Raw genomic sequence first — 25,619 nt, 5'->3', positions numbered from 1 at the left:
GGTCAATCGCCCGCGGGCGCCAGGGCCTTGAGCGCGGCATCGCGCGCATCCTGCGGTTGCTCTGCCAGTAGCCGCACGGCGGCATGAAAGCGCCGCCAGTCGCGGCCCTCGCGCTCGAACAGGGCGATGAAGGTTGGCACCAGATCGTCATAGGCACCCTGGGCGGCAAAACTGGCGTTGTTCGCTTCGCGCGCCCACAGATCCAGGCTCGCGAGCTGGGCCGGCGCGGTGCCGGCGGTCAGCCAGCGGGCGCGCAGCCGCGCATAGTCCGCGTGAAACTGCTGCATTGCTTCTGTTTTCATAGCTGACAGCGCTTTGTAGTCGGGCGCTTCATCGTTGTTTGATGCATAAATCTGGGCCAGCCGTGCGCGCGTGGCCCGGGTCAGGGTGCGGAACTGCGCGCGCCGCTCCTCGCTGGCGGCAAATTGGGCGCGCGCCGCGGCTGTGGAATGCTGCTGCAGCCAGCGGGCCACGCCCAGGCGCTCCACGGCCGTGGCGTAGGACTCATTGAACGCCGTGTCACCCGCGGCATAGACCTGCTGGTGCGCCAGCTCATGGAGCAGCAGGCGTACAAAGTCGCCCTCGGGCCAGGCAATGAAGGTAGACAACAGCGGGTCGCCGCCCAGCCAGTTGCTGTAGCCCAGCGTGGAATAGGCCGGCACGCCGTAGACGTTCACCTCCAGGCCGGTGGCGGCCAGCTGGGCGGCCTCGGTGCGTGCGTCGGCCTCGTCGAAGTAGCCGCGGTAGCCGATGCAGCCAGTGACGGGGAAACACCAGCGGTGCAGCTGCAGCGAGTACGGCCCGGCTGCCACCACGTTCCACACGGCGGCGCGGCGCTCCAAGCGGGCAAAGCGGTGGTAGCTGGCGTTGTCGGGCAGGGCCAGGTCGGTGACGGCAAAGGCGCGCGCCTGCTGCGCCAGTGCCAGCCGCGCGCGCAGCGGCGCCGGGGTGTCGGGCTTGTCCAGCCATTGCTGCACCGGCTCCGCGGCCTGCAGCAGCGCCAGGTGGCCGCGCAGCGACTGCCAGTAGTAGCCCAGACTGCCGCCCGACTGCGCGCAGCCACACAGCAGCAGGGCGGTGGCCAGCAAGGGCAGGGTGCGAAGCGGCGCGGCGATCATGGCCGGCCAGCATAGCAAGCGCGCCGGCGCACAATGCGGCATGCCTGAAGATGTTTTGGATAGCAGCGGCCTGTTCACCGACGAGGCCGGCCATGCGCGCTGCTTCTGGTGCCGCGCCTCGCCGCTGTACCGCCACTACCACGACCATGAGTGGGGCTTTCCTGTCGTGGACGAGCGCCGCCTGTTCGAGAAGCTGTGCCTGGAGGGCTTCCAGGCAGGCCTGTCCTGGCTCACCATCCTGAACAAGCGCGAGGCCTTTCGCGCCGCCATGGCGAATTTCGAGGCCGAGGAGCTGGCGCGCTTCGGCGCGACCGAGGTGGCTCAGCTGCTGGGCAATGCGGCCATCGTGCGCCACCGCGGCAAGATTGCCTCGGCCATCCAGAACGCGCGCCGCGTGCTGGAGCTCAAGCGTGAATTCGGCTCGCTGGCCGCCTATGTCTGGCGCTATGCGCCGCAGGCCGGCGAAGGCCGGCCCGCGCACATGACGCTGGCGGCCGTGCGCGCGCTCACCCAGTCGGCGGCGTCGGTGGCGCTGTCCCGGGATTTGAAGCGGCGCGGCTTCAGCTTTGTCGGCCCGACCACCATGTACGCCTTCATGCAGGCCATGGGCCTGGTCAACGACCATATCGAAGGCTGCGGCGCGCGCGCCGCGGCCCAGGCGGCGCGCGCCGCCTTTGTGCCACCCCAATGAAAACAGCCCTCCGAGGAGGGCTGTTTCACGGCGCGGGAACGGCTCAACCGTGGCGCTTGCCGGGGTTCTTCTTGCTGCGCGTGGCCACGCCGCGCTCCAGGCTCACGCGCTGGCCGCGGCCTTGCGTGGCCACGGGCATGCCGGGCATGGGGGTGGGACGGGGAGTGCGCTTGCGGTCGGCTTCGGTGACGATTTTGTTGCCCATGATGGCTCCTGCGATGAAATGGCGATGAAAACCCGCTATTAGGCCATATTTGCAAACATCCCTGGCCAGCTGGGGGCCGAAGCGCCTGAGTGGCTGCGGTCAAACCTGATTTTTGAACTATCAAATAAATAGCTGTTCGCGCTTACCAAGTATGGCTTGAAGCCGATTTGGCCTTGAAGCGTCCCATGGCTTGCGCCAATTGACGCGCCGGGGCCGCGGCGAGAAGAATCGCGTCTGTCGTTCAGGAAGGGGACATGCGTGAGGCATTTGCTCGATTCCCTGCAAGCCAGTCTGGCGCTGTCGCCGGTGGGCATTGCCGTGCAACTACCGGGCGGTCAGCGCCTGGGCGATGCGAACGCCGAGCTGCGCCTGCAGTTTCGCGACCGCATGGGCGTGGTGGCGCTGGCCATGGGCGAGATCGGCCATGTGGGCACGGCCATCGTCGAGGGCCGCGTGCTGCTGCAGGGCAGCATGCGCCAGCTCATGGCCGCGGCCGCGGCCCTGTTGCACTCCGACCCGGCGCGCGACGAGCAGACCCGCTGGTGGCGCCGCGTGTTGCTGCGCGCGCGCTCCATGGCGGCGCACACGCGATCGCGCGATGCGCGGCATATCGCGCGGCATTACGACCTGTCCGACGACTTCTACGCGCTGTGGCTGGATCCGCAGCGCGTCTATTCCTGCGCCTACTTTTCCGTCGATGGCATGACGCTGGCCCAGGCGCAGCAGGCCAAGCTTGACCATATCTGCAGGAAGCTGATGCTGCGCCCCGGCGAGCGTTTTCTGGACATGGGCGCGGGCTGGGGTGGTCTGATGCTGTGGGCGGCCGAGCATTACGGCGTGGACGCCACCGGCATCACCCTGTCGCGCAACCAGCATGCCCATGTGCAGCGCCTGATAGCGGCGCGCGGCCTGCAGGGCAGGGTGCGCATGCAGCTGCTGGACTACCGCGCGCTGCAGGTCGATGCGCCGTTCGACAAGATTGCCTCGGTCGGCATGTTCGAGCATGTGGGCCATGCGCAAATGGGGCAGTACTTTGCCACTCTGCAGCGCCTGCTGCGCCCCGGCGGCCTGGTGATGAACCACGGCATCACGGCCGGCGGGCTGGACAACGCCGCCGGCCTGGGCGCTGGCCTGGGCGACTTCATAGAGCGCTACATCTTCCCCGGTGGCGAGCTGCTGCATGTGAGCCAGGCGCTGCAGGAGCTGGCGCGCGCCGGCCTGGAAATGCTGGATGTGGAGAACCTGCGCCCGCACTACGCGCGCACGCTGTGGGCCTGGTCGGACGCGCTGGAGGCCAGGCTGGATCAGGCGCGGCGCATTCTGCACGCCCAGCAGGGGCCGGAGCAGGGCGAAAAGACGCTGCGTGCCTACCGCCTGTACCTGGCGGGCAGTGCCCTGGCCTTCGAGCATGGCTGGATTGCCCTGCACCAGATACTGGCGGCGCGGCCCACGGGGGTGGTCGAGGGGGCGGTGCTCAAGGGCGCGCAGTCAGACTATCCCTTCAACCGCGCCTACATGTACGAAGATAGGGCTGCGGCGCGCGCCGCACCTCCTGACATGCTGCCTTGAACTGGACTTTCACATGCTCTTCAAATTCAAATCCCGCGCCACCGCCGACCTCATCATGCTGGAGCCCAATGGCCGGCGGGTGCTGGAAATCATTGGCAAGAACCCCGACGACGCCCATGGCATCGTCACCGCAGAGCAGATCCCGGCCGCCATCGCCGCGCTGGAGGCGGCGGTGCGTGCCGATGATGCGGCGCGCACCGCCCCGGCCGATGACGAGGAGGGCGCGGACGACGAGGGCCAGGGCACGCAGCGCGACCCGGTGAGCCTGCGCCAGCGTGCCGCGCCCTTCATCGACATGCTGCGGCGCAGCGCCGCCGAAGCGCACGACGTGGTCTGGTGAGCCGCGCCGCTGGCGCGCGGGTCAATCGACCTTGGCGCCCGCGGCCTTGACCACCTGGGCCCACTTGCGGTGCTCGCTGTCGATCATCCGCACGAAATCGGCGCTGCTGTTGCCGCCGGGGATGGCGCCCTGGGCCAGCAGCCGCTCCTTGACGGCTGGCGAGGCCAGGGCCTTGGCCACCTCCTGCTGCAGGCGCTGCACCACCTCGGGCGGCGTGGCCGCCGGCGCCAGCAGGCCGAACCAGGAGCTGGCCTCATAGCCCTTGAGTGCGGCGCCGCCGGCCTCCTCCACCGTGGGCACGTCGGGCAGGGCGGCCGAGCGGCTGGCGCTGGTCACGGCCAGCGCCTTGAGCTTGCCGGCCTTGATGTGCACCATGGAGGAGGGCAGGTTGTCGAACATCACGTCCATGTTGCCGCCCACCATGTCCAGCAGCGCCGGGGCCGAGCCGCGGTAGGGCATGTGCAGCATGTAGGTGCCGGTCATGCTCTTGAACAGCTCGCCCGCCAGGTGGATGGAGGTACCGTTGCCGCTGGAGGCCATGTTCAGCCTGCCCGGGTTGGCGCGGGCGTAGCGGATGAAGTCCGGCACGCTGTTGATGCCCAGCTGGCGTGCCTTGTCGGCGTTCATGACCATGACGTTGGGCACCGACGCCACCAGCGTGATGGGCGCGAAGTCCTTGATCGGGTCGTAGGGCAGCTGCTGGTACAGCGCGCGGTTGATGCCATGCGTGCCCACCGTGCCCATCAGCAGGGTGTAGCCGTCGCCGGCCGACTTGGCCACCAGATCCGCGCCGATATTGCCGCCGGCGCCGCCGCGGTTGTCCACGATGAACTGCTGGCCCAGGGCCTTGCCCAGTTCGGGCGCGATGGCGCGCGCCAGGATGTCGGTGGTGCCGCCGGCGGCAAAGGGCACGACGATGCGCACCGGCTTGGCCGGCCAATGGCTTTGCGCCTGCGCCATGCCGGCCGCGCCCAGGGTCAGGGCGAGGGCGGCGGCCAGTGTGTTCAGGGCCCGGCGGCGTGGGGTGTTGATGGGCATGAGTCCTCCCTTGTATGGACGAAGAAACGCCGTTTGTATGCCCACAGGGGAAGGCCGTGTCAGCAGGGTAACCCGCAGGCGGCAAGAAAAAACGCCCGGTGCGGGCACACCGGGCGTTCCTTGTGTTGGCGCTGGCTGCGGGTCAGTCGGCGTAGGCGCCGGCGGCCTTGATGACCACGCCCCATTTCTCGATCTCGGCCTGCACGAACTTCTTGTGCTCGGCCGGCTCGACGCGCTTGTCGGCGACCACCACGGCGCCCAGGCCTTCCTGCTTCTTGATGAATTCAGGATCTTTCACGGCCACCTGCAGGGCGTCGTTGATGGCCTTGACCACGGCGGCGGGCGTGCCCTTGGGGGCGTACAGGCCATGCCAGACGGAGACGTTGAAGTCCTTCAGGCCGCCCTCCTGCAGCGTCGGCAGGTCTTTCAGTGCCGGCATCGTCAGGCGCTTGCTGGTGGTCACGGCAAAGGCCTTGACCTTCTTGCCCTCGATCTGCGACGTGGTGTTGGTGGTCTGGTCGCACATCAGGTCGATCTGGCCGCCGATCAGGTCGGTGATGGCCGGCGCCGCGCCCTTGTAGGCCACGGGCGTCATGTGCGACTGCAGCGCGTGCTGGAACATCAGCCCGCACAGGTGGCCGGCCGAGCCCAGGCCGGAATGGCCCAGGTTGACCTTTTCCTTGTTCTGCGCGATCCAGGAGGCCAGCTCCTTGTAGTTCTTCGCCTCCAGCGTGGGGCGCGAGATGATGGTCATGGGCACGTCGTTGACGATGCCCAGGAACTCGAAGTCGTTGAGCACGTTGAACGGCAGCTTGCGGTACAGCGTGGGGATGGTGGCCATGCCGATGTGGTTCAGCAGCAGGGTGTAGCCGTCGGGCTGGGCACGGGCCACCTTGGCCGCGCCAATGGTGCTGCCGGCGCCGGCCGAGTTGTCGATGACCACGGTGGCGCCGCCCAGGGGCTTGCGCAGGGCCTCGGCCAGGTCGCGCGCCACGCGGTCGGTGGGCCCGCCGGCCGAGAAGGGCACGACGATGGTGATGGACTTGCCCGCGGCCGGGAAGGTTTGGGCCGACGCGCCGAAGGCGGCCAGGATGGCGGCCGTGCCCAGGGCGAGCTTGAAGGTGGTGTGCATGGAGCTTCCTTGTAAAAGACGCGCAATGATAGGCAGGATGGGGTGGGCGGACGATGCAGAAAAACACCAAGTCCACCAGGCCGCTGCCCTCGCCGGCGCGCGCAGTCTATCCGCGCAGCTGACGCCGGGCTGACTCACGCCCGGCGCGTCGGGGCTCTCAGCGGTAGCTGCGGGCGTCCTCGATGACCTTGCCGTCGTTGGGCAGGCCGCCCGGGGCAAGCATCTCGACCTCGCCGCGCAGCTTGGTGACCTCGCGCAGCGCCTCTGCCAGCAGCTGGGCCAGGCCGGGTGCGGTCTCGGTGGTTTCCACCTGCAGCGTCATCTGGTCGTTGGCCATTTCGCCGCTGACCACCAGACGCGCCTTGGTGACCTGCGGGAAGCGCTTGACCACCTGGTCGATCTGGCCAGGGTGCACGAACATGCCGCGCACCTTGGTGGTCTGGTCGGCGCGGCCGAGCCAGCCCTTGATGCGGGTGTTGGTGCGGCCCGTGGGGCAGCTGCCGGGCAGCACGGCCGACAGGTCGCCGGTGCCAAAGCGGATCAGCGGGTAGTCGGGGTTCAGCGTGGTGATCACCAGCTCGCCGACCTCGCCCTCGGGCACCGGGTCGCCCGTGCCGGGGCGCACGATCTCCACGATCACGCCCTCGTCGAGCACCAGGCCTTCGCGGGCGGATGTTTCATAGGCGATCAGGCCCAGGTCGGCCGTGCCGTAGCACTGGTAGCCCTGCACGCCATGTTGCGCAAACCAGTCGCGCAGCGAGGGCGGGAAGGCCTCGGCCGAGAGCAGGGCCTTGGTCAGGCTGGGCAGCTGCACGCCCATCTCGGTGGCCTTTTCCAGGATGATTTTCAGGAAGCTGGGCGTGCCGATGTAGCCGGCGGGCCTGAGCTCGGCCATGGCCTGCACCTGCTGCTCGGTCTGGCCCGTGCCGCCGGGGAACACCGTGCAACCCAGCGCGTGCGCGCCCGATTCCATCATCGAGCCCGCGGGCACGAAGTGGTAGGAGAAGCAGTTGTGCGCCAGCTCGCCGGCGCGAAAGCCGGCCGCGTACAGCGCGCGCGCCATGCGCCAGTAGTCGGCGCGTGCGCCTTCGGGCTCATAGATGGGGCCGGGGCTGGCGAACACGCGCGGCATGGCGGCGCCAAAGCCTATGCTGGCAAAGCCGCCAAAGGCGTTGTGCGCGCGCTCGGCCTGCTGGCGCTCGTGCAGCTGGTACTTGCGTGTCACGGGCAGTTGCGCCAGTGCGGCGCGGCTGGTGATGCTGGCGGCATCCACGCCGGCCAGGATGCTGGCAAACGCCGGGCTGCTCTGCTGGGCGTGGGCAATCTGGCGCGGCAGCGCGGCCATGTGGGCGGCCTCGCGCTCGGCCGGGCTGCGGGTTTCCAGGGCGTCGTAGAACTGGCTCATGCAATGCTTTCGTCTGCGTTCGAGGGTTTGATGAAAATCAGCCGCCAGGGCATATGGAATAAGCGCTAGCAGCTATGAATATTGATTTAAGCCAGCCAGCGCTTGCGCCGCTTGTAGCTCTTGACGTCCTTGAAGCTCTTCCTTTCGCCGCCGCCCATGCCTAGGTAGAACTCCTTCACGTCCTCGTTGTTGGCCAGTTCCTGGGCCGGGCCGTCCATGACGATGCGCCCGCTCTCCATGATGTAGCCGTAGTCGGCGTATTTCAGCGCCATGTTGGTGTTCTGCTCTGCCAGCACGAAGGTGACCTTCTCCTTCTGGTTCAGGTCTTGCACGATGTTGAAGACCTCTTCCACGATTTGTGGCGCCAGGCCCATGGAGGGTTCGTCCAGCAGCACGATGTTGGGGTTGCACATGATGGCGCGGCCAATGGCGCACATCTGCTGCTCGCCGCCCGAGGTGTAGGCCGCCTGGCTGGTGCGCCGGGTCTTCAGGCGCGGGAAGTAGTTATAGACCTTTTCCAGGTTGGCGGAGATCTCGCCCTTGCTGGTGCGGGTGTAGCTGCCGGTCAGCAGGTTTTCTTCAATGGTCAGGTGGGCGAAGCAGTGGCGCCCCTCCATCACCTGCACCACGCCGCGCTTGACCAGGTCGGCGGGCGAGAGGTTCTCGATGCGCTCGCCGCGCAGCTCGATGCTGCCCTTGGTGACCTCGCCGCGCTCGGCCTTGAGCAGGTTGGAGATGGCGCGCAGCGTGGTGGTCTTGCCCGCGCCGTTGCCGCCCAGGATGGCGACGATGCGGCCTTCGGGCACCGAGAGCGATACCCCTTTGAGCACCAGGATCACGTGGTTGTAGATGACCTCGATGCCGTTGACGCTGAGAACGATTTTCTGGGAGTCCATGGTGTTGCCTTCGCTGTGCCAATCGGGAGGGCTGCGGGTGCAACCCTTTCGGTTGGCGGCTGTGAACACAGCCGCTAAAACGGGCGCTGCCCGCGCCAGCAGGCGCCGTGGAGCGGGCTTTGCCCGTCCACCGGGGCCGTCCCCCTTCCCGAATCGCGCAGCGATTCGAGAGAAGGGGGAAGGCGCGCAGCGCCTCAGGGGGATGCGCTCAAGACTGACAATCCGCCGGTTCGCGGCGCGTCATCTTCTTGTCGCCCAGGTATTTATCCGCGCCGGCCTTGACCATGGGTTTGAGAATCTGCTCGTCGGCCTGGTACCAGTCGGAGGAGAACTTCCACTGCTTGCCGTCCCAGGTGTGGACGCGCGCCCAGGTCGATCCCATGTGGTCGGTGCAGCTGGTGGACAGCGGACGCATGACGTCATTGAAGCCCAGTGCGTCCAGCTTTTTCTGGTCGAGCGCCAGGTTTTCAAGCCCCCAGCGCACTTGCTCGCCGGTCATGACCTTGCCCTTGCCGAAGCGCTCCTGCGCGCGGCGCACGGCCTCCACGCCCAGCATCTGGATGATGACGCCGCGGGTGTAGAGCACCGAGCCCACTTCATCCTTGGGGCCAGTGCCCTGGCCCTTGTCATGCACATGCTTGAGGATGTCCTGGATGACCTTGGACTGCGTGCCATGGCCGTTGAGTGCCAGCGCGTGGTAGCCCTTGGCACCGTCGCCCACGTCGCGGGTGTCGGGCTCGGCGCCGGCCCACCACACGCCGTACATCTTGTCGCGTGGGTAGCCGGTGGCCTGCGCTTCTTTCAGGGCGGTGGAGTTCATCACGCCCCAGCCCCACAACAGCACGTAGTCGGGGCGGCTCTGGCGCACCTGCAGCCAGGTGGCCTTCTGCTCCACGCCGGGCGCGGTCACGGGCAGCAGCTGCAGCTCAAAGCCGTGCATCTTGGCGCGCTCCTGCACCAGCGGGATGGGCTCCTTGCCGAACGGGCTGTCGTGATAGACCAGGGCGATCTTCTTGCCCTTGAGCTTGTCCAGGCCGCCGGCGTTCTTGCCGATGTGCTGGATCAGGATGTCGGCGCCGGTCCAGTAGCTGCCCATGAGCGGAAAGTTCCACTTGAAGGCCATGCCGTCCTGCGCGACCGACAGGCCGTAGCCCAGCGTCATCAGCGGGATCTTGTCCACGGGGGCCTTCTCGGTCAGGGCGAAGGTGATGCCGGTGGCTTGCGGGTCGAACAGGGTCACGCCGGGACGGCTCTTGAGGCGTTCGTAGCATTCCACGCCGCGGTCGGTCAGGTAGCCGGTTTCGCACTCTTCAAAGGTCAGCTTGACGCCATTGACGCCGCCGTCGCGAGCGTTGATGAGCTTGAGATAGTCCTGCTTGCCGTTGGCCCAGGGCGTGCCGTTGGGGGCGTAGGGGCCGGTGCGGTACGACAGCAGCGGGAAGAACTGCTCCTTGGCTTGCGCAAAGGCGCTCGTGGCCACGCCAGAGGCGCCGGCGGCCACGACGGCGGCCGCGATCACGATTTTGGAAAGCTTCATGGTTGTCTCCTGGTTAGAAGTAGGCGAAATGCCGGGACGGAAATCAATGCGGGAACGGCCACACGCGCAGCTTCTGCTTGGCGGTGGACCACAGTTTGGCCAGGCCGTGCGGCTCGACGATCAGGAACCAGACGATCAGGGCGCCGAAGATCATCAGTTCGGCGTGCGACAGGCCGGCGGTGGAAATCTCCATGCCGAACAGCCCCAGGAAGGACGGCAGGAACTGGTTCAGGAAGATGGGCAGCACCACGATGAAGGCAGCGCCGAAGAACGAGCCCATGATGGAACCCAGGCCGCCGATGATGACCATGAACAGCAGCTTGAACGAGATCTCGACCGAGAACGCTGCCGGCTCCCACGAGCTCAGATGCACGAAGGCCCACAGCGCGCCCGCCATGCCGACGATGAAGGAGCTGACGGCGAACGCGCTGAGCTTGGCGTACATGGGGCGGATGCCGATCACGCTGGCGGCCACGTCCATGTCGCGAATGGCCATCCATTCACGGCCGATGGCGCCGCGCACCAGGTTCTTGGCCAAGAGGGCCACCACCACCAGCAGGCCCAGGCAGAACAGGTATTTGCTCATGGCGCTGTCGATGGGCATGCCCAGGAATTGCAGGTTGCTCACCGACACCGAGCCCGAATCCGAGTTGTTGGTGAACCACTTGATGCGCAGGAACATCCAGTCGCTGAAGAACTGCGCCGCCAGCGTGGCCACGGCCAGGTACAGGCCCTTGACGCGCAGGCTGGGCAGGCCGAACAGAATGCCGAAGAACGTGGCGCACAGGCCGCCCAGAATTAGCGCCGGAATCAACGGCATGCCCGGAAAGCGCACGAAGAAGTTGAACGCACCGTAGGCCCCCACGGCCATGAAGGCGCCCGAGCCCAGCGAGATCTGGCCGCAGTAGCCCACCAGAATGTTCACGCCCAGGGCGGCCATCGACATGATGACCAGCGGGATCAGGATGGCGCGGTAGAAATAATCAGTGGCCAGCATGGGCACGAGCACAAAGGCCACGGCCAGGAAGGCCAGGATGACCATGCGATCCTGCGCGATCGGGAAGATCTGCTGGTCGGCGCGGTAGCTCGTCTTGAACTGGCCGTTTTCTCTGTAGAACATGTTCGACTCCCCTTACACGCGGTCGATGATTTTTTCCCCAAAGAGTCCTTGGGGTCGGAATAGCAGAAACACCAGGGCCAGCACGTAGGCGAACCAGATTTCGATGCCGCCGCCGACGAAGGGGCCCAGATAGACCTCGGACAGCTTCTCGCCCACGCCGATGATCAGGCCGCCGATGATGGCGCCGGGCACGGACGTGAGGCCGCCCAGGATCACCACCGGCAGCGCGCGCAGCGCCACGGTGGTGAGCGAGAACTGCACGCCCAGCTTGCTGCCCCAGATCATTCCGGCCACCAGCGCCACCACCCCGGCCACGCACCAGACGATGACCCAGATGCGGTTGAGCGGAATGCCGATGGATTGCGCGGCCTGGTGGTCGTCGGCCACGGCGCGCAGCGCGCGGCCAGTCTTGGTCTTTTGAAAGAAGATGCTCAGCAGCAGCACCAGTGCAGCGGCAATGCCGGCGGCGATCACGTCTTCCTTGTTCACCAGCACGCCGCCTTCAAACATCGACTCGAACAGGAACGCCGGCTCCTTGGGCATGCCCACGTCGATCTTGTAAATGTCGCTGCCGAAGATGGTCTGGCCCAGGCCTTCGAGGAAGTAGGTGATGCCCAGCGTGGCCATCAGCAGGGTGGCGCCCTCCTGGTTCACCAGGTGGCGCAGCACCAGGCGTTCGATCACCCAGGCGCAGACAAACATCACGGCCCCGGCCAGCACGAATGCCACCAGGTTGGCGAGGATCATGTTGTCCATGCCCGTCCATTTGGGGATCCATTCGGCAAAGCGTGCCATTGCCAGCGCGGCAAACAGCACCATTGCGCCCTGGGCAAAGTTGAACACGCCCGAGGCTTTGAAGATGAGCACAAAGCCCAGCGCGACGAGTGAGTACAGCATGCCCGCCATCAGGCCGCCGATCAGGGTTTCGAGAAAAAAGGCCATGGTTGTTCTCTCCTGCGCTCAATGCCCGGCGCCCAGATAGGCGCGGATCACGTCTTCGTTGTCGCGCACCTCGTCCGGCGCGCCGTCGCCGATCTTCTTGCCGTAGTCCAGCACCACCACGCGGTCGGAGATGTCCATCACCACGCCCATGTCGTGCTCGATGAGCACGATGGTGGTGCCGAACTCGTCGTTCACGTCCAGGATGAAGCGGCACATGTCCTGCTTTTCCTCCACGTTCATGCCGGCCATGGGCTCGTCCAGCAGCAGCACCTGCGGTTCCATGGCCAGGGCACGCCCTAAGTCCACGCGCTTTTGCAGGCCGTAGGGCAGCTGGCCCACGGGGGTCTTGCGCCAGGCCTGGATTTCGAGGAAGTCGATGATGTGCTCGACCTTCTCGCGGTGCGCGATCTCCTCGCGCTCGGCCGGGCCCCAGCGCAGCGCCTGCAGCAGCAGGTTGCTTCTGATCTTCATGTTGCGCCCGGTCATGATGTTGTCGATCACGCTCATGCCCTTGAACAGCGCCAGGTTCTGGAAGGTGCGCGCCACGCCCATCTCGGCCACCTGACGGCTGTTCATGTGGCTGAAGGTCTGGCCGCGGAAGGTGATGGAGCCCTCCTGCGGCGTGTAGACCCCGTTGATGCAGTTGAGCATGGAGCTCTTGCCGGCGCCGTTGGGGCCGATGATGGAGCGGATCTCATGCTCCTTGACGTTGAAGGAAATGTCCGTCAAGGCCTTCACCCCGCCAAAGCGCAGGCTGATGTTCTTGATGTCGAGAATGACATCGCCGATCTTCTTGCTGGTCATGCTGGGTCTTTCAGGCGGCGGCGCGGGCCGGGTGGGTCTTGGCGTCGATGATCTGGAGCGTGGCGCTGACCGCGCCCTTGCGCCCGTCCTCGAACTTCACCTGGGTTTCGATGAACTGCTCGCTCTTGCCGTCATACAGCGCGTCGATGAGCACGCCGTACTTGTCGGCGATGAAGTTGCGCCGCACCTTGCGCGTGCGCGTGAGCTCGTCGTCGTCCGGATCCAGCTCCTTGTGCAGCACCAGAAAGCGCGCCACCTGGGTTTCGGCCATGCCGGTTTCGCCCGCCAGGTCGGCGTTCACCTGGGCCACGCAGTCCGCGATCAGCTCCAGCACCTTGGCCTTGGAGGCCAGGTCCACATAGCCGGCGTAGGGCAGGTTCTGCCGCTCGGCCCAGTTGCCCACGGCGTCGAAGTCGATGTTGATGAAGGCGCACACCTTGTCCTTGTCGTGGCCGAAGCACACGGCCTCTTTGACGTGCGAGAAGAACTTGAGCTTGTTCTCGATGTAGTTGGGCGCGAACATGGCGCCGCCCTTGAGCTTGCCCACGTCCTTGGCACGGTCGATGATGCGCAGCTGGCCATGGGTGTCGATCACGCCGGCGTCGCCGGTGTGGAACCAGCCATCGGCGTCGATGACCTCCGCCGTGGCGTCGGGGCGCTTGTAGTATTCCTTGAGCACCGACACGCCCTTGACCAGCACCTCGCCGTTGTCCGCCAGTTTCAGTTCGATGCCGGGTGCCGCCTGGCCCACGCTGTTCAGATCCACCTGGCCGTCGCGCTGCAGGCAGACATAGGCGCAGGTCTCGGTCTGGCCGTAGAACTGCTTGAGGTTGATGCCGATGGAGCGGAAGAAGCGAAACAGCTCCGGCCCAATGGCCGCGCCCGCGGTGTAGGCCACGCGGATGCGGCTCAGTCCCATGGCGTTGCGCAGCGGGCCGTAGATCGTCAGGTCGGCCAGCTTGTACTTCAGGCGATCCAGGCTGCTCACGGGCTTGCCGTCCAGGATGTCCGAGCCCACGCGGCGCGCCAGCTCCATGGCCTTTTCGTACATGCGGCGCTTGAACGGGGCGGCGTCCTCCATGCGGATGGAGATGGTGGTCAGCATGCCCTCGAACACGCGCGGCGGCGCGAAGTAGTAGGTCGGGCCGATCTCGCGCATGTCGATGCTGATGGTGCTGGCCGACTCCGGGCAGTTGATGGTGTAGCCCGCCACCAGCCACTGCGCCAGCGAGAACAGGTGGTCGCCCACCCAGGCCGGCGGCAGGTAGGAGATGATGCTGTCGCCCGGGCCGAGCTTGTCCACCTCGGCAGCGCCGCTGGCCGAGCCGATGAAGCTGGCGTGCGTCTGGCACACGCCCTTGGGCTTGCCCGTGGTGCCCGACGTATAGAGGATGACCGACACATCCTGCGGGCCGACCTGTCCGACCATGGACTCCCACACGCCGGGGTGGTCACGATCCCACTCGGCGCCCTTGGCCACCAGCTCGGCGGTGCTGATCAGGCCGGGCTGGTCGTAGTTGCGCAGGCCGCGCGGGTCGTCATAGATGATGTACTGGATGCCGGGCAGGGACTCGCGCACCTCCAGCATCTTGTCCACCTGCTCCTGGTTCTCGACGAAGGCGAAATGGATGTCCGCGTCCTCGATGACGAAGACCATCTCGCCGGCCACCGCGTCCTGGTACAGCGGAATCGGCACCCCGCCAATGCTTTGCACGGCGACAAAACCCATGTACACATGCGGCCGGTTGTCGCTGACCAGTGCCAAGTTCTGCCCCCGGGCAAAGCCCAGCGCCAGCAGGCCGCAGGCCATGTGGCGCATCTCGGTGGCGGCGGCCTGCCAGCTCCAGGTCTGCCAGATGCCATATTCTTTTTCACGCAGGGCCGGCGCCTCGGGGCGCTGGGCGGCGTGCTGCAGCAGTAGATGGGGGAATGTGGTCTTCATCCCGGTTCCTGTTGGAATCTGTGGAAGGGGCTGGCAGGCCAGGGCATGCCATCAATTGCGAGCGATGGTAGGTGGCACTTTGACATCATTGTGTCTGCGCGGCGACAATTTGCGGGTTAATCCCTAAAGGTCAAACCCTGAGCCCATCCAGGCCGGCATGGACCAGCCCGCGTGGCGCCAGCCCTGGCGCATCCGGTGGGGGTTGTATCCTCGCCCCCATGTACGCCCCGTTCTTTGGCCTGCAGCACCCGCCGTTCTCCATCGCCCCCGATCCGCGCTACCTGTTCATGAGCGAGCGCCACCGCGAGGCGCTGGCGCATCTGCTCTACGGCCTGGACGCGGGCGGCGGCTTCGTGCTGCTCACCGGCGAGATCGGCACCGGCAAGACCACCGTCTGCCGCTGCTTTCTGGAGCAGATACCGGCGCACTGCAATGTGGCCTACATCTTCAACCCCAAGCTCACGGTGCCCGAACTGCTGCGCTCGATCTGCGACGAGTTCGGTGTGGCGCACCAGGCCGCCGCGCCCGGCGTCGAGACCGTCAAGGACTGCCTGGATCCGCTCAACGCCTTCTTGCTGCAGCAGCATGCCGCCGGGCGCAACAACGTGCTCATCATCGACGAGGCGCAGAACCTGGCGCCCGACGTGCTGGAGCAGCTGCGCCTGCTGACCAATCTGGAGACCAGCGAGCGCAAGCTGCTGCAGATCATCCTCATCGGCCAGCCCGAGCTGCGCGCCATGGTGGCTGCGCCCGAGCTGGAGCAGCTGGCGCAGCGCGTCATTGCGCGCTACCACCTGCAGGCGCTGAGCGCGGACGAGACGCGCCAGTACATCGCCCACCGCCTGGCCGTGGCCGGCCTGCAGGGGCCACTGCCTTTTGCGCGCCGGGCGCTGGCGCGCGTGCATGCGCTGACCGGCGGCGTGCCGCGGCGCATCAACCTGCTGTGCGACCGTGCGCTGCTGGGCGCCTATGCCGCGGGCCAGCGCGAGGTCGGCGAAGCCATCGTGCGCCAGGCCGCGCGCGAGGTGTTTGATGCGCCGGTCGCCGCCGGCCCCGGGCGCTGGTGGCCCGCTGCCCTGGGTGGGCTGGCGGGTGCGGCAGCGCTGGGCGCCCTGGGCTGGGCCATGGGCTGGTGGCCCGTTGCGGTCGTGGACGCCACGCGCAGGCAGGCGCCGGTCGCCGTGACCACGCCCGCGGCTGTGGCTGCGCCGGCCGGGCCTGCTACAGCGCCGCTTGCGCCCGTATCCAACCCCGAGGCCAAGGCCGGCGCCCAGCCACCGCTCACGCTGGCGGGCTTTCTGGCTGCCCAGGCTGAGGGGCCATCGCCAGACGGCTGGCAGCTGCTGGCCCAGGCCTGGCAGGCCAGTCTGCCGCCCGATGCCGCCGACCCCTGTGCCCAGCTGGCAAGCGAGGGCCTGCGCTGCTGGCGCCACCGCCGCGCCAGCCTGAACCTGCTGCGCCAGCTCGATCGCCCGGTGCTGCTCACGCTCCGGCCCCAGGATGGGAGTGCGGGCGAGGGTGGCGTCATGGTGCTGCTGCGCCAGCTTGATGGCGACAAGGCCACACTGGCCGGCGCCAACGGCAGCACGCTGCAGGTGGCCCTGGCCGATCTGGCGCCGCTGTGGCATGGTGAGGTCGCCACGCTGTGGAAGGCCCCCGCTAACCTGCCCACCGGGAGCAACGTGGCCGCCACTGTGGCCGGGGCTGCCTGGCTGGATCGGCAGCTGACCCTGGCCGGGCAGGCCAGAACCGACCAGCGCGGCATCAGCCCCGCCCAGCAGCGGCGCGCGCGCGTGCACCAGTTCCAGCTGGGCCAGGGCCTCACGCCCGATGGCCAGGCCGGCCCCTTGACCCTGATGATGCTCAACCGCGCCGCCGGTGTGCAAGAACCCAGTCTGCGCGCGGGAGGCTGAAGCTCATGTCCTACATTCTTGATGCCCTGCGGCGCGCCCAGGCCGAGCGCGGCAGGGGCAGCGTGCCCGACCTGCACACGCCTGCCACGCCGGTCACCGGCCTGCCCGTGGCCAGGGCCGGCGCGGCGCCCGGCATGGCCTGGCTGCTGGCGGGGCTGCTCATGGCCGCAGGCCTGGCGGGCGCCGCCTGGTGGCTGTGGCGCACGCCGACCGCGCCGGTTGCGCCTGCCGCACCTGTAGCCGCCCCCAAGGCCGAGAGCGCGGCGCCGGTCACTGCCAGCGTTGCCGAGGCAACCCAGGCGCCAGCAGCACCACCGCCACCGGCACCGGCACCGGCACCGACGCCAGTGCCAACGCCAGCGCCAGCACCGCAGCGTGTCGAGAAACGCGCGCCAGAGCCGCGGCAGCCGCGTCGCGCCGCCACGGCCCCCGAGTCCGCGCAGGCGCAGGCGCCCGAACCCAAGCCCGCGCGGCCGGCCCCGCAGGCCACCCAGGCGCCGGTATTCGCCCAGGCCGACCTGCCGCCCGCCGTGCGCGAGCAGCTACCCACGCTGCAGCTGGCCGGGGTGACCTATTCCACGAACCCGCTGTACCGCATGGTCATCGTCAACGGCCAGGTACTGCACGAGGGCGACCAGGCCGCACCCGGCCTGGTGCTCGAGCGCATTGAGCCAGGGCGCACGGTTTGGGCGTTTCGTGGCTACCGCTATGCGCTGCCATCCCAGTAGAGTTGTTGTATAAATTAGGCTCCAGCGCTTTTATGTAAAGCGTTAACAGCTATCAAAATAATACTAATCATTGGCGCTTTCGTGGTATTCCCGCTGCCGGTTCAGGCACTTTGCACGCATGCTTCGCAGGCATGAGCCAAGAACTCTCCCTGCACCAGCGGCGCCGCCCGCCCACCGCCCAGGAACTGGCCGGCATTCCCTGGCTGGCGCGGCTGCAGCCCTCCGAGCGCGAGCGTGCCGTGGCCGCCGTGGTGGTGGGCGACGCCGACCCCGGTGACTATGTCTGCCGCGTCGGCCGGCCCGTGACCTACTGGTTTGGCGTGGTGCAAGGCCTGTTGAAGATGAACACCGACACCGTGGACGGCGCCAGCATGACGCTGGCCGGCCTGCCGCCCAGCGGCTGGTTTGGCGAAGGCACGGCCGTCAAGCGCGAGCCCTACCGCTACAACGTGCAGGCCCTGCGCAAGAGCGTGGTCGCCGGCCTGCCCATGGACAGCTTCCATTGGCTGCTGGACCACTCCATCGGCTTCAACCGCTTTGTCATGGGTCAGCTCAACGAGCGCCTGGGCCAGTTCATCGCGGTGCGCGAGATCGACCGCCTCACCAACCCCGACCTGCGCGTGGCGCGCAGCCTGGCGGCGCTGTTCCACCCGGTGCTGTTTCCGGGCGTGGGCGAGGTGCTGCGCATCACCCAGCAAGAGCTGGCCAACCTGGTCGGCCTGTCGCGCCAGCGCGTCAACGAGGCCCTGGCCGTGCTGCAGGAGCAGGGCGCAATCCGCGTCGAATACGGCGGCCTGCGCGTGCTCGACCTGCCGGCGCTGCGCAGCAGCCCGTTTGTGCGTGCCACGGTGGTGGCGGGTGCGCTCAACCAGCCCGCACACTGACGCGCGGCAGCTGGCTGCGGCGCCCCCTTGAAGAGCGCCATTGCGCCCCCACATGCAGGGGCGTTCCGGCTGTGCCGGCACTCACTTTCTCTGACTCATTCGACGCCATAACACCCATGAGCAAGCACACCCATTCCTTCCAGGCCGAAGTCGCGCAACTGCTGCACCTGGTCACGCACTCGCTGTACTCCAACAAGGAAATCTTTCTGCGCGAGCTGGTCTCCAACGCGTCCGACGCCTGCGACAAGCTGCGCTTTGAGGCGCTGAACGACGCCACGCTGTATGAAGACCAGTCCAACCTGGAAGTGCGCGTGTCCTTCGACAAGGCCGCGCGCACCCTGACCATCCAGGACAACGGCATTGGCATGAGCACGCAGGAGGCCATAGACCACCTGGGCACCATCGCCAAGAGCGGCACCAAGGACTTCATGAGCCGCCTCTCGGGCGACCAGAAGCAGACCGCCAGCGAGCAGGGCCAGCTGATCGGCCAGTTCGGCGTGGGCTTCTACTCGGGCTTCATCGTCGCCGACAAGATCACCGTGGAAAGCCGCCGCGCGGGCCTGAAGGCCAATGAGGGCGTGCGCTGGACGAGCAGCGGCGCGGGCGACTTCGAGGTCGAGCAGATCGAGCGCGCGGCGCGCGGCACCAGCGTCATCCTGCACCTGCGGGGCGACGCGGAGGAGTACCTGAACGCCTGGCAGCTCAAGCAGATCATCGGCAAATACTCCGACCACATCAGCCTGCCCATCCTCATGGAAAAAGAGGAATGGAAGGAGGGCGAGAAAGAGGGCGAGCCGGGTTCAATGGTCAAGACCGGCGAATGGGAGACGGTGAACAAGGCCAGCGCCCTGTGGTCGCGCCCCAAGAAGGACATCACCACCGAGCAGTACCAGGACTTCTACAAATCCATCAGCCACGACCACGAGGCGCCGCTGTCCTGGAGCCACAACCGCGTCGAGGGCAACACCGAGTACACGCAGCTCTTGTACATCCCCGCCAAGGCCCCGTTCGACCTGTGGAACCGCGACAAGAAGGCCGGCGTGAAGCTGTACGTCAAGCGCGTCTTCATCATGGACGACGCCGAGGCGCTGATGCCGCAGTACCTGCGCTTCGTCAAGGGCGTGATCGACTCCGCCGACCTGCCGCTGAACGTCTCTAGAGAGCTGCTGCAGGAAAGCCGCGACGTGCGCCTGATCCGCGACGGCTCGGTCAAGCGCGTGCTGTCCATGCTGGAAGACCTGGCCAAGCATGACAAGCACGAGGCCAGCGAATCCGCCGACGGCGTGACCGATGTGGTGAGCGACGAGGACAAGGCCAAGGAAGGCAAGTACAGCCAGTTCTACGCCGAGTTCGGCGCCGTGCTCAAGGAAGGCCTGGGCGAGGACTTCGCCAACCGCGAGCGCCTGGCCAAGCTGCTGCGCTTTTCCAGCACCAGCAGCGACACGGCCAGCGTCAGCCTGCAGGACTACAAGGCGCGCATGAAGGAGGGCCAGGAGGCCATCTACTACATCACCGCCGACACCCTGGCCGCCGCCAAGAACAGCCCGCAGCTCGAAGTCTTCAAGAAGAAGGGCATCGAGGTGCTCCTGATGACCGACCGCGTGGACGAGTGGGCGCTGAACTACCTGCACGACTTCGACGGCACGCCGCTGCAGTCCGTCGCCAAGGGCGCGGTGGACCTGGGCAAGCTGCAGGACGAGGCCGAGAAAAAGGCCGCGGAAGAAGCGGCCGAGGCCTTCAAGCCCCTGCTCGCCAAGCTGAAGGAAGCGTTGAAAGACAAGGCCGAGGACGTGCGCGTGACCACGCGCCTGGTCGATTCGCCCGCCTGCCTGGTGGTGCAGGACGACGGCATGAGCCAGCAACTGGCCCGCATGCTCAAGCAGGCCGGCCAGAGCGCGCCCGAGTCCAAGCCGGTGCTGGAGGTGAACCCCGAGCATGCGCTGGTGAAGAAGCTCGACGGCAGCGTGCACTTCCACGACCTGGCGCACATCCTGTTCGACCAGGCGTTGCTGGCCGAGGGTGGCCTGCCGGAGGATCCGGCGGCTTACGTCAAACGGGTGAACGCGCTATTGGTGTGATGTGAGCCAAAGCCCGCTGGCGCTGGCCGCCATGCTGTAGGGCTGCGGGGCTGCAGCGCCAATTCAGGACGCCAGCAGTTCGCCCGTGATGTCCGCCACTTTGGCCACGCTGGTCAGGGTCATGGCCACGCGCATTTCCTTTTCCAGCAGCTCCAGCAGGTGCTTGACGCCGGCCTCGCCGGCCGTGGCCAGCGCGTAGATGTAGGCGCGGCCGATCATGGCGCAGTCGGCCCCCAGGGCGATGGCGCGCACCACGTCCAGCCCGTTGCGGATGCCCGAGTCGGCCAGGATCTTGATCTGGCCCTTCACCGCGTCGGCGATGGCCGGCAGCGCGCGCGCCGACGACAGCACGCCGTCGAGCTGGCGCCCGCCGTGGTTGGAGACGATGATGCCGTCGGCGCCGAAGCGCACCGCATCCTTCGCATCCTCAGGGTCGAGGATGCCCTTGATGACCATCGGCCCCTTCCAGAAGGCGCGGATCCACTCCAGATCCTTCCACGAGATCGAGGGGTCGAAGTTGGCGCTGAGGTAGCCCATGTAGTCCTGCAGGCCCGTGGGGCTGCCGCGGTAGGCCGAGATGTTGCCCAGGTCGTGCGGGCGGCCCAGCAGGCCCACGTCCCAGGCCCAGCGCGGGTGCGTCATGGCCTGCCAGTAGCGGCGCAGCGGGGCGTTGGGGCCGCTCATGCCGGAGTGGGCGTCGCGGTAGCGCGCGCCGGGCACGGGCATGTCCACGGTGAACACCAGGGTGGAGCAGCCGGCGGCCTGCGCGCGCTCCAGCGCGTTTTGCATGAAGCCCCGGTCTTTCAGGACGTAGAGCTGGAACCACATGGGGCGCTTGATCTTGGGCACGACCTCCTCGATGGGGCAGACCGAGACGCTGGACATGGTGAACGGGATGCCGTGTGCGTCGGCCGCGCGCGCGGCCTGCACCTCCCCCCGGCGGCGGTACATGCCGGTCAGGCCCACGGGCGACAGCGCCACGGGAATGGCGAGTTTCTCGCCGAACAGCTCGATGCCGGTGTCGAGCTGGCTCATGTCCTTGAGCACGCGCTGGCGCAGCGCCACGGAGGCCAGGTCGTCCACGTTGCGGCGCAGCGTCTGCTCGGCATAGGCGCCGCCGTCGATGTAGTGGAACAGGAAGGGCGGCAGGAATTTTTGTGCCGCTGTGCGGTAGTCGGCGCTGGAGGAAATGATCATGGCGAGAGGTTCAGGTGTGTGGGGACGTTTCGGGTAGCAGCGGTGGTACCAGATCCGGCGGCAGGCGTGTGGAACGTTCCTGCCGTGCGCGGTCTTCGTCCAGACGCTGGATGGTGACGCGCACATGCTCCAGATGTTCATCGATGCATTGGCGTGCACGCTGCGGGTCGCCGTCCAGGATGGCCTGCATCAGCGCCTGGTGTTGTTCCGTCAGCGCCTGCACGGTCACGGGCGCGCTGAGGTGGAACATGTCGTGACGGTTGCGCGCCACCGTGGACAGCACTGTGGTGAACAGGCTGTGCGTCACCTGAACCAGCACCAGGTTGTGCGAGGCCTCGGCAATGGCCAGGTGGAACTGTGCGTCGGCACGCGCGGCCAATTCGGCGTGGCCGTTTTGCTGATGGTCAAGCATCACCTCGAAGCAGTGCTGTATGCGCGCCTTGTCCTGGGCGGTGGCGCGCTGCGCGGCCAGCCAGGCGGCGCTGCTTTCCAGCGCCTGCCGGGCCTCCAGCACGTCGTAGCGGTAGTGCGGGTCGGCGTCGATCAGGCCGGCCAGCGGCTGCATGCCCTCCTGCAGCCATTCGGCCGTCGCGCGCGACTGCAGGTAGGTGCCGTCGCCGCGCCGCGCCGACAGCACGCCCTGGCTGGTCAGCTTCTGTATGGCTTCGCGCACCGAGGTGCGCGACACCCCCAGTTCCTCGGCCAGTTGCCGCTCCGCGGGCAGGCGCTGCCCGGGCTGCAGGCCGCGGGCCTGCACCAGGGCAAGCAGTTTCTCGACAACGTGATCGGCCAGGCGCATGGGGGCTCTCCAGTTGGGGGTTCAACCGTGGTTCAGTGGCCCGGAATCATCCACGTAAATACATAGGCCTGCAGCGTTGTGATGATGCCGATGATGACGGCGAAGATCAGGCTGTGCTTGACGGTGAAGCGGAACAGGTCCGATTCCTTGCCCGCCAGGCCCACAGCCGCGCAGGCAATGGCGATGGACTGGGGCGAAATCATCTTGCCGGTGACGCCGCCCGTGGTATTGGCCGCCACGGTGAGCACGGGCGACAGGCCCAGCTGGTTGGCCGTGGTGGCCTGCAGCGCGCCAAACAAGGCGTTGGCCGAGGTGTCCGAGCCCGTGAGGAACACGCCGATCCAGCCCAGGAAGGGCGAGAAGAACACAAACGCCTGGCCCGTGTGGGCCAGCGCCAGGGCCAGTGTGGCCGACAGGCCCGAGTAGTTGGCCACGAAGGCAAAGGCCAGCACCATGCCGATGGAGTAGATCGGGATGACCAGCTCGCGCACCGTCTCACCCAGTGTGGCCACGGCCTTGGCGGGGGAGAAGCGGGCAAAGGCAATGGTCAGGATGGCCGCAATCAGGATGGCCGTGCCGGTGGCCGACAGCCAGTTGAAGGTGTACACCGCGCCGTAGGGCGTGGCGGCGGCTACCACGGGCGGCATCTTGGCGACCAGCTTGTCGAGCATGGGCACGGGGATGCTGATGATGGTGGAAGCCAGCGGGCCGCCGGCAGCAAACAGCGCCTTGAAGGGCTTGAGGCTCCACAGCGTGACCATGGCGGTCAGGATGATGAAGGGCGACCAGGCCTTGATGATGGCGCCTGCGGTGAGGGGTGCTGCGGCTTGGGGTTTGGCTGCGCCGGCTGCTTTCGTGCCATTGGCCTTGCTGGGAGCGCTCTGTTCCGTATCAAAACGGAAGATGCGCTTGGGCTGCCACACCTTGAGGAAGGCTGTGAGCGCAATCAGCGAGACGATGGCCGAGGTGATGTCGGGCAGCTCGGGGCCGATGTAGTTGGCGGTGAGGAACTGCACCAGCGCGAAAGAGCCGCCACCCACCAGCACGGCAGGCCAGGTCTCCTTCACGCCGCGCCAGCCGTCCATGATCGCCATGATCCAGAACAGCACCAGGATGGTCATGAAGGGCAACTGGCGCCCGGCCATCTGGCCGATGAGGAAGGGATCAATGCCCGACACCTGACCGGCCACGATGACCGGAATGCCCATGGCGCCAAAGGCCACGGGGGCGGTGTTGGCGATCAGGCACAGGCCGGCAGCGTACAGCGGCTTGAAGCCCAGGCCCACCAGCAGCGCAGCGGTGATGGCCACGGGGGCACCAAAGCCGGCAGCGCCTTCCAGAAACGCGCCAAAGCAAAAGCCCACCAGGATGAGCTGCAGCCGCTGGTCGGGCGTGACGGACAGGATGGAGCTCCGGATCACATCAAACTGCCCGGTCTTGACCGACAGCTTGTACAGAAACACGGCCGCCACAATGATCCAGGCGATGGGCCACAGGCCGTAGAAGAAGCCATACACGGCCGAGGCCAGGGCTGCGCTCACGGGCATCTTGTAGAACAGTAGCGCCACGCCCAGGGCCAGCAGCACCGTGACGGTGCCTGCCTGGTAGCCCTTGAGGCGCAGCCGCGTCAGCGCAAGGAAGAAAAAGACGATGGGAATGAGGGCGACCAGGGCCGAGATCCAGATGTTCCCGGCGGGGTCGTAGTTCTGTTGCCAGAGGGTTTGCATGGCCGTTGTGCGAAATGCGTTGTGCGGGCCGCGGGGCCTGCGGTTTCAGTGGCTTCCCGCTGGCCTGCCGCTGGGGGGCGGGGTCAACGGGGAGGGTGGCATGCCTCGTGCCATGGCGTGAAAGTGAAATTGGTACTACCAATACGCATGAGATCCGAGGCGTGGCTATTTTCGGCGTGCGCATTTATCAATGCATACCGGGTAAATACCTAAATTCATAAACAATCAGGGTAAATTCAGTATTGGTCATACCAATATGCTTGCTAACGAAATACCGTGGAAAGCGCCCATTCTGTTGGCTGGGGCGCGCCGCAGGCTCGATGCATGCCCTTTTGGGATCGCTGTGAAGGCTTGCTGCCAAAGCGTTCAGGCTTGATCGGTTGAGGTTTTGGCCGGGTGCGCGACGAGCGCAAGGCAGGGGTTTGGCGCTTCCAGCGTGCCGTTGCTGCTGCTGATCGCGTTGTTTTACAGGTATCCCCTATTGGCGACTGGCCGGTTGTTCTCGCAGCATCCTTCCCTTTGACCACCGGGAGACGATGCATGAGGATCAAGACCGTACTGGCCACCATGGCCCTGGCCCTGGGCGCGGCAGGCTGGGCGCAGGCCCAGACCGCCAGCGCCGCCAAGGACTACCCCAACCGCCCCATCACCCTGGTGGTGCCCGCCGGCGCCGGCGGCGGTACGGATGTGGTGGCGCGGGTGCTGGCCGACCAGTTGGGCAAGCGCCTGGGCCAGGCGGTGGTGGTGGACAACAAGACGGGGGCCTCGGGCATGCTCGGCACGCAGGCCGTGGCGCGCGCCGCGCCGGATGGCTATACGCTGCTGGTGGCCTATTCCACGCCCGTGTTCTATGCCCACCACATCTTTGCCAAGGTGCCCTACGACATCCGCAAGGACTTCGAGTTCATCACCCAGCTGGCCTCCACCAGCCTGGTGATGATGGTCAACGCCAATGTGCCGGTCAAGAACATGAAGGAGTTCATGGCCTGGGCGCAGGCCAACAAGGGCAAGGTCAACTACGGGTCATACGGACAGGGTTCGGCCGGGCATTTGATGAGCGCCTACCTGAGCGACACGCGCAAGCTGGACATGACGCATGTGGCCTACAAGAGCGAGTCGCCGCATATCCAGGATCTGGCGGGCGGCGTGGTCTCGTGGGGTCTGGGGACGATTGCCGCGGCCCAGGGCGTGCTCAAGGACAACCGCGTGCGCCCCATCGCCATCTATGGCCCCAAGCGCCTGGCCGAACTGCCCGACGTGCCCACCATGGCCGAGCAGGGCTTTGCCGACCCGGAGTTCAACACGGTGGCCTGGTTCACCCTGCTGGCGCCCAAGGGCACGCCCAAGCCCATACTGCAGCGGCTGGAGAAGGAGTCGGTGGAGATCATCCACTCCACGGCCATGAAGGCGCGCTTCCAGGTCTTTGGCCTGGAGTCGGTGCCGGGCGGCGCGGCGCAGTTCCACAAGGACTTTGACGCCGTCGATCCCGTCATCCAGAAGCTGGTGAAGATCTCCGGCGTCAAGGCTGAATGATGCCGGGCCTGGCCGCCTGTG

At 66.8% G+C, this 25,619-nt stretch carries 22 protein-coding genes; 8 read left to right on the top strand and 14 right to left on the bottom strand.

What is annotated here, in order from left to right:
- Positions 1-2: 2 nt before the first annotated feature.
- Positions 3-1,118, bottom strand: coding sequence for an aminopeptidase (locus P4826_RS10700; RefSeq protein ID WP_317700400.1), 1,116 nt, complete (start codon positions 1,116-1,118; stop codon positions 3-5).
- 40 nt (positions 1,119-1,158) lie between these two features.
- Here P4826_RS10700 and P4826_RS10695 point away from each other — a divergent pair, with 40 nt between their 5' ends.
- Positions 1,159-1,809, top strand: a complete 651-nt coding sequence (locus P4826_RS10695; protein WP_317700399.1) for a DNA-3-methyladenine glycosylase I — start codon at positions 1,159-1,161, stop codon at positions 1,807-1,809.
- Between the two features lie 43 nt (positions 1,810-1,852).
- Here the strand turns inward: P4826_RS10695 and P4826_RS10690 are convergent, their stop codons facing one another.
- A complete protein-coding gene (locus P4826_RS10690) occupies positions 1,853-2,014 on the bottom strand; it encodes a hypothetical protein (RefSeq protein ID WP_317700398.1) in 162 nt (53 codons plus the stop codon).
- Positions 2,015-2,272: 258 nt separating this feature from the next.
- On the opposite strand from P4826_RS10690, the gene P4826_RS10685 reads away from it, so the two are divergent.
- Entirely contained in the window at positions 2,273-3,583 is a 1,311-nt protein-coding gene (locus tag P4826_RS10685; RefSeq protein WP_317700397.1) for a class I SAM-dependent methyltransferase, read from the top strand.
- Between the two features lie 13 nt (positions 3,584-3,596).
- On the top strand, positions 3,597-3,923 hold the full coding sequence (locus tag P4826_RS10680; protein WP_317700396.1) for a DUF1840 domain-containing protein: 327 nt from the start codon (positions 3,597-3,599) through the stop codon (positions 3,921-3,923).
- A 21-nt stretch (positions 3,924-3,944) separates the two neighbouring features.
- On the opposite strand, the gene P4826_RS10675 is transcribed toward P4826_RS10680, so the two are convergent.
- The 9 genes from P4826_RS10675 to P4826_RS10635 all read right to left on the bottom strand — a co-directional run bounded on the left by P4826_RS10675 (position 3,945) and on the right by P4826_RS10635 (position 14,739).
- The gene (locus tag P4826_RS10675; protein WP_317700395.1) at positions 3,945-4,961 is read right to left on the bottom strand and encodes a Bug family tripartite tricarboxylate transporter substrate binding protein; all 1,017 of its coding nucleotides are present in this window, start codon (positions 4,959-4,961) and stop codon (positions 3,945-3,947) included.
- Positions 4,962-5,103: 142 nt separating this feature from the next.
- The gene (locus P4826_RS10670; RefSeq protein WP_317700394.1) at positions 5,104-6,093 is read right to left on the bottom strand and encodes a tripartite tricarboxylate transporter substrate-binding protein; all 990 of its coding nucleotides are present in this window, start codon (positions 6,091-6,093) and stop codon (positions 5,104-5,106) included.
- A 157-nt stretch (positions 6,094-6,250) separates the two neighbouring features.
- Complete coding sequence (locus P4826_RS10665; RefSeq protein ID WP_317700393.1) at positions 6,251-7,498, bottom strand: phenylacetate--CoA ligase family protein; 1,248 nt, start codon at positions 7,496-7,498, stop codon at positions 6,251-6,253.
- Between the two features lie 86 nt (positions 7,499-7,584).
- On the bottom strand, positions 7,585-8,394 hold the full coding sequence (locus P4826_RS10660; protein ID WP_317700392.1) for an ABC transporter ATP-binding protein: 810 nt from the start codon (positions 8,392-8,394) through the stop codon (positions 7,585-7,587).
- A 208-nt stretch (positions 8,395-8,602) separates the two neighbouring features.
- Positions 8,603-9,931 carry an ABC transporter substrate-binding protein gene (locus P4826_RS10655; protein WP_317700391.1) on the bottom strand — a complete coding sequence of 443 codons (1,329 nt, stop codon included), beginning with the start codon at positions 9,929-9,931 and terminating at the stop codon, positions 8,603-8,605.
- Between the two features lie 43 nt (positions 9,932-9,974).
- Entirely contained in the window at positions 9,975-11,051 is a 1,077-nt protein-coding gene (locus P4826_RS10650) for a branched-chain amino acid ABC transporter permease (protein WP_317700390.1), read from the bottom strand.
- 12 nt (positions 11,052-11,063) lie between these two features.
- On the bottom strand, positions 11,064-11,993 hold the full coding sequence (locus tag P4826_RS10645) for a branched-chain amino acid ABC transporter permease (RefSeq protein WP_317700389.1): 930 nt from the start codon (positions 11,991-11,993) through the stop codon (positions 11,064-11,066).
- 18 nt (positions 11,994-12,011) lie between these two features.
- Entirely contained in the window at positions 12,012-12,797 is a 786-nt protein-coding gene (locus P4826_RS10640; protein ID WP_317700388.1) for an ABC transporter ATP-binding protein, read from the bottom strand.
- Between the two features lie 10 nt (positions 12,798-12,807).
- Positions 12,808-14,739 carry an AMP-dependent synthetase/ligase gene (locus tag P4826_RS10635; RefSeq protein WP_317700387.1) on the bottom strand — a complete coding sequence of 644 codons (1,932 nt, stop codon included), beginning with the start codon at positions 14,737-14,739 and terminating at the stop codon, positions 12,808-12,810.
- A 218-nt stretch (positions 14,740-14,957) separates the two neighbouring features.
- Between P4826_RS10635 and P4826_RS10630 the strand changes: the two genes are divergently transcribed.
- From P4826_RS10630 to htpG, 4 genes are all read left to right on the top strand, one after another.
- Positions 14,958-16,652: an AAA family ATPase gene (locus P4826_RS10630; RefSeq protein WP_317700386.1), complete on the top strand. Its 1,695-nt coding sequence runs from the start codon at positions 14,958-14,960 to the stop codon at positions 16,650-16,652.
- Positions 16,653-16,657: 5 nt separating this feature from the next.
- Complete coding sequence (locus tag P4826_RS10625; protein WP_317700385.1) at positions 16,658-17,380, top strand: general secretion pathway protein GspB; 723 nt, start codon at positions 16,658-16,660, stop codon at positions 17,378-17,380.
- A gap of 131 nt (positions 17,381-17,511) precedes the next feature.
- Positions 17,512-18,264, top strand: coding sequence for a Crp/Fnr family transcriptional regulator (locus P4826_RS10620; RefSeq protein WP_317700384.1), 753 nt, complete (start codon positions 17,512-17,514; stop codon positions 18,262-18,264).
- Between the two features lie 116 nt (positions 18,265-18,380).
- Complete coding sequence (htpG, locus tag P4826_RS10615; protein ID WP_317700383.1) at positions 18,381-20,342, top strand: molecular chaperone HtpG; 1,962 nt, start codon at positions 18,381-18,383, stop codon at positions 20,340-20,342.
- A gap of 63 nt (positions 20,343-20,405) precedes the next feature.
- Here htpG and lldD read toward each other — a convergent pair whose 3' ends face one another.
- The 3 genes from lldD to lldP are packed head-to-tail and all read right to left on the bottom strand — an operon-like array spanning position 20,406 to position 24,065.
- Positions 20,406-21,539, bottom strand: a complete 1,134-nt coding sequence (gene lldD, locus P4826_RS10610) for an FMN-dependent L-lactate dehydrogenase LldD (protein WP_317700382.1) — start codon at positions 21,537-21,539, stop codon at positions 20,406-20,408.
- 10 nt (positions 21,540-21,549) lie between these two features.
- On the bottom strand, positions 21,550-22,338 hold the full coding sequence (lldR, locus tag P4826_RS10605; RefSeq protein ID WP_317700381.1) for a transcriptional regulator LldR: 789 nt from the start codon (positions 22,336-22,338) through the stop codon (positions 21,550-21,552).
- A gap of 32 nt (positions 22,339-22,370) precedes the next feature.
- Positions 22,371-24,065 (bottom strand): L-lactate permease, encoded by a 1,695-nt coding sequence (gene lldP, locus P4826_RS10600; RefSeq protein ID WP_317700380.1) that lies wholly within the window; start codon positions 24,063-24,065, stop codon positions 22,371-22,373.
- Positions 24,066-24,605: 540 nt separating this feature from the next.
- On the opposite strand from lldP, the gene P4826_RS10595 reads away from it, so the two are divergent.
- A complete protein-coding gene (locus tag P4826_RS10595; protein WP_317700379.1) occupies positions 24,606-25,598 on the top strand; it encodes a Bug family tripartite tricarboxylate transporter substrate binding protein in 993 nt (330 codons plus the stop codon).
- The last annotated feature ends 21 nt before the right edge of the window (positions 25,599-25,619 follow it).

Source organism: Diaphorobacter limosus (assembly GCF_033100095.1).
GTDB lineage: Bacteria > Pseudomonadota > Gammaproteobacteria > Burkholderiales > Burkholderiaceae_C > Alicycliphilus > Alicycliphilus limosus.
The sequence above is the reverse complement of the archived record's forward strand: the minus strand, read 5'-3'. Positions and strand labels throughout refer to the sequence as shown.

What these genes read in the sequence shown, in the direction of transcription:
- P4826_RS10655 (WP_317700391.1), bottom strand. Translation starts at nt 9,931, where the DNA reads ATGAAGCTTTCCAAAATCGTGATCGCGGCCGCCGTCGTGGCCGCCGGC.
- P4826_RS10675 (WP_317700395.1), bottom strand. Translation starts at nt 4,961, where the DNA reads ATGCCCATCAACACCCCACGCCGCCGGGCCCTGAACACACTGGCCGCC.
- htpG (WP_317700383.1), top strand. Translation starts at nt 18,381, where the DNA reads ATGAGCAAGCACACCCATTCCTTCCAGGCCGAAGTCGCGCAACTGCTG.
- P4826_RS10680 (WP_317700396.1), top strand. Translation starts at nt 3,597, where the DNA reads ATGCTCTTCAAATTCAAATCCCGCGCCACCGCCGACCTCATCATGCTG.
- P4826_RS10695 (WP_317700399.1), top strand. Translation starts at nt 1,159, where the DNA reads ATGCCTGAAGATGTTTTGGATAGCAGCGGCCTGTTCACCGACGAGGCC.
- P4826_RS10640 (WP_317700388.1), bottom strand. Translation starts at nt 12,797, where the DNA reads ATGACCAGCAAGAAGATCGGCGATGTCATTCTCGACATCAAGAACATC.
- P4826_RS10690 (WP_317700398.1), bottom strand. Translation starts at nt 2,014, where the DNA reads ATGGGCAACAAAATCGTCACCGAAGCCGACCGCAAGCGCACTCCCCGT.
- P4826_RS10625 (WP_317700385.1), top strand. Translation starts at nt 16,658, where the DNA reads ATGTCCTACATTCTTGATGCCCTGCGGCGCGCCCAGGCCGAGCGCGGC.
- P4826_RS10660 (WP_317700392.1), bottom strand. Translation starts at nt 8,394, where the DNA reads ATGGACTCCCAGAAAATCGTTCTCAGCGTCAACGGCATCGAGGTCATC.
- P4826_RS10700 (WP_317700400.1), bottom strand. Translation starts at nt 1,118, where the DNA reads ATGATCGCCGCGCCGCTTCGCACCCTGCCCTTGCTGGCCACCGCCCTG.
- P4826_RS10645 (WP_317700389.1), bottom strand. Translation starts at nt 11,993, where the DNA reads ATGGCCTTTTTTCTCGAAACCCTGATCGGCGGCCTGATGGCGGGCATG.
- P4826_RS10665 (WP_317700393.1), bottom strand. Translation starts at nt 7,498, where the DNA reads ATGAGCCAGTTCTACGACGCCCTGGAAACCCGCAGCCCGGCCGAGCGC.
- P4826_RS10635 (WP_317700387.1), bottom strand. Translation starts at nt 14,739, where the DNA reads ATGAAGACCACATTCCCCCATCTACTGCTGCAGCACGCCGCCCAGCGC.
- lldP (WP_317700380.1), bottom strand. Translation starts at nt 24,065, where the DNA reads ATGCAAACCCTCTGGCAACAGAACTACGACCCCGCCGGGAACATCTGG.
- P4826_RS10595 (WP_317700379.1), top strand. Translation starts at nt 24,606, where the DNA reads ATGAGGATCAAGACCGTACTGGCCACCATGGCCCTGGCCCTGGGCGCG.
- P4826_RS10620 (WP_317700384.1), top strand. Translation starts at nt 17,512, where the DNA reads ATGAGCCAAGAACTCTCCCTGCACCAGCGGCGCCGCCCGCCCACCGCC.
- P4826_RS10650 (WP_317700390.1), bottom strand. Translation starts at nt 11,051, where the DNA reads ATGTTCTACAGAGAAAACGGCCAGTTCAAGACGAGCTACCGCGCCGAC.
- lldD (WP_317700382.1), bottom strand. Translation starts at nt 21,539, where the DNA reads ATGATCATTTCCTCCAGCGCCGACTACCGCACAGCGGCACAAAAATTC.
- P4826_RS10630 (WP_317700386.1), top strand. Translation starts at nt 14,958, where the DNA reads ATGTACGCCCCGTTCTTTGGCCTGCAGCACCCGCCGTTCTCCATCGCC.
- P4826_RS10670 (WP_317700394.1), bottom strand. Translation starts at nt 6,093, where the DNA reads ATGCACACCACCTTCAAGCTCGCCCTGGGCACGGCCGCCATCCTGGCC.
- lldR (WP_317700381.1), bottom strand. Translation starts at nt 22,338, where the DNA reads ATGCGCCTGGCCGATCACGTTGTCGAGAAACTGCTTGCCCTGGTGCAG.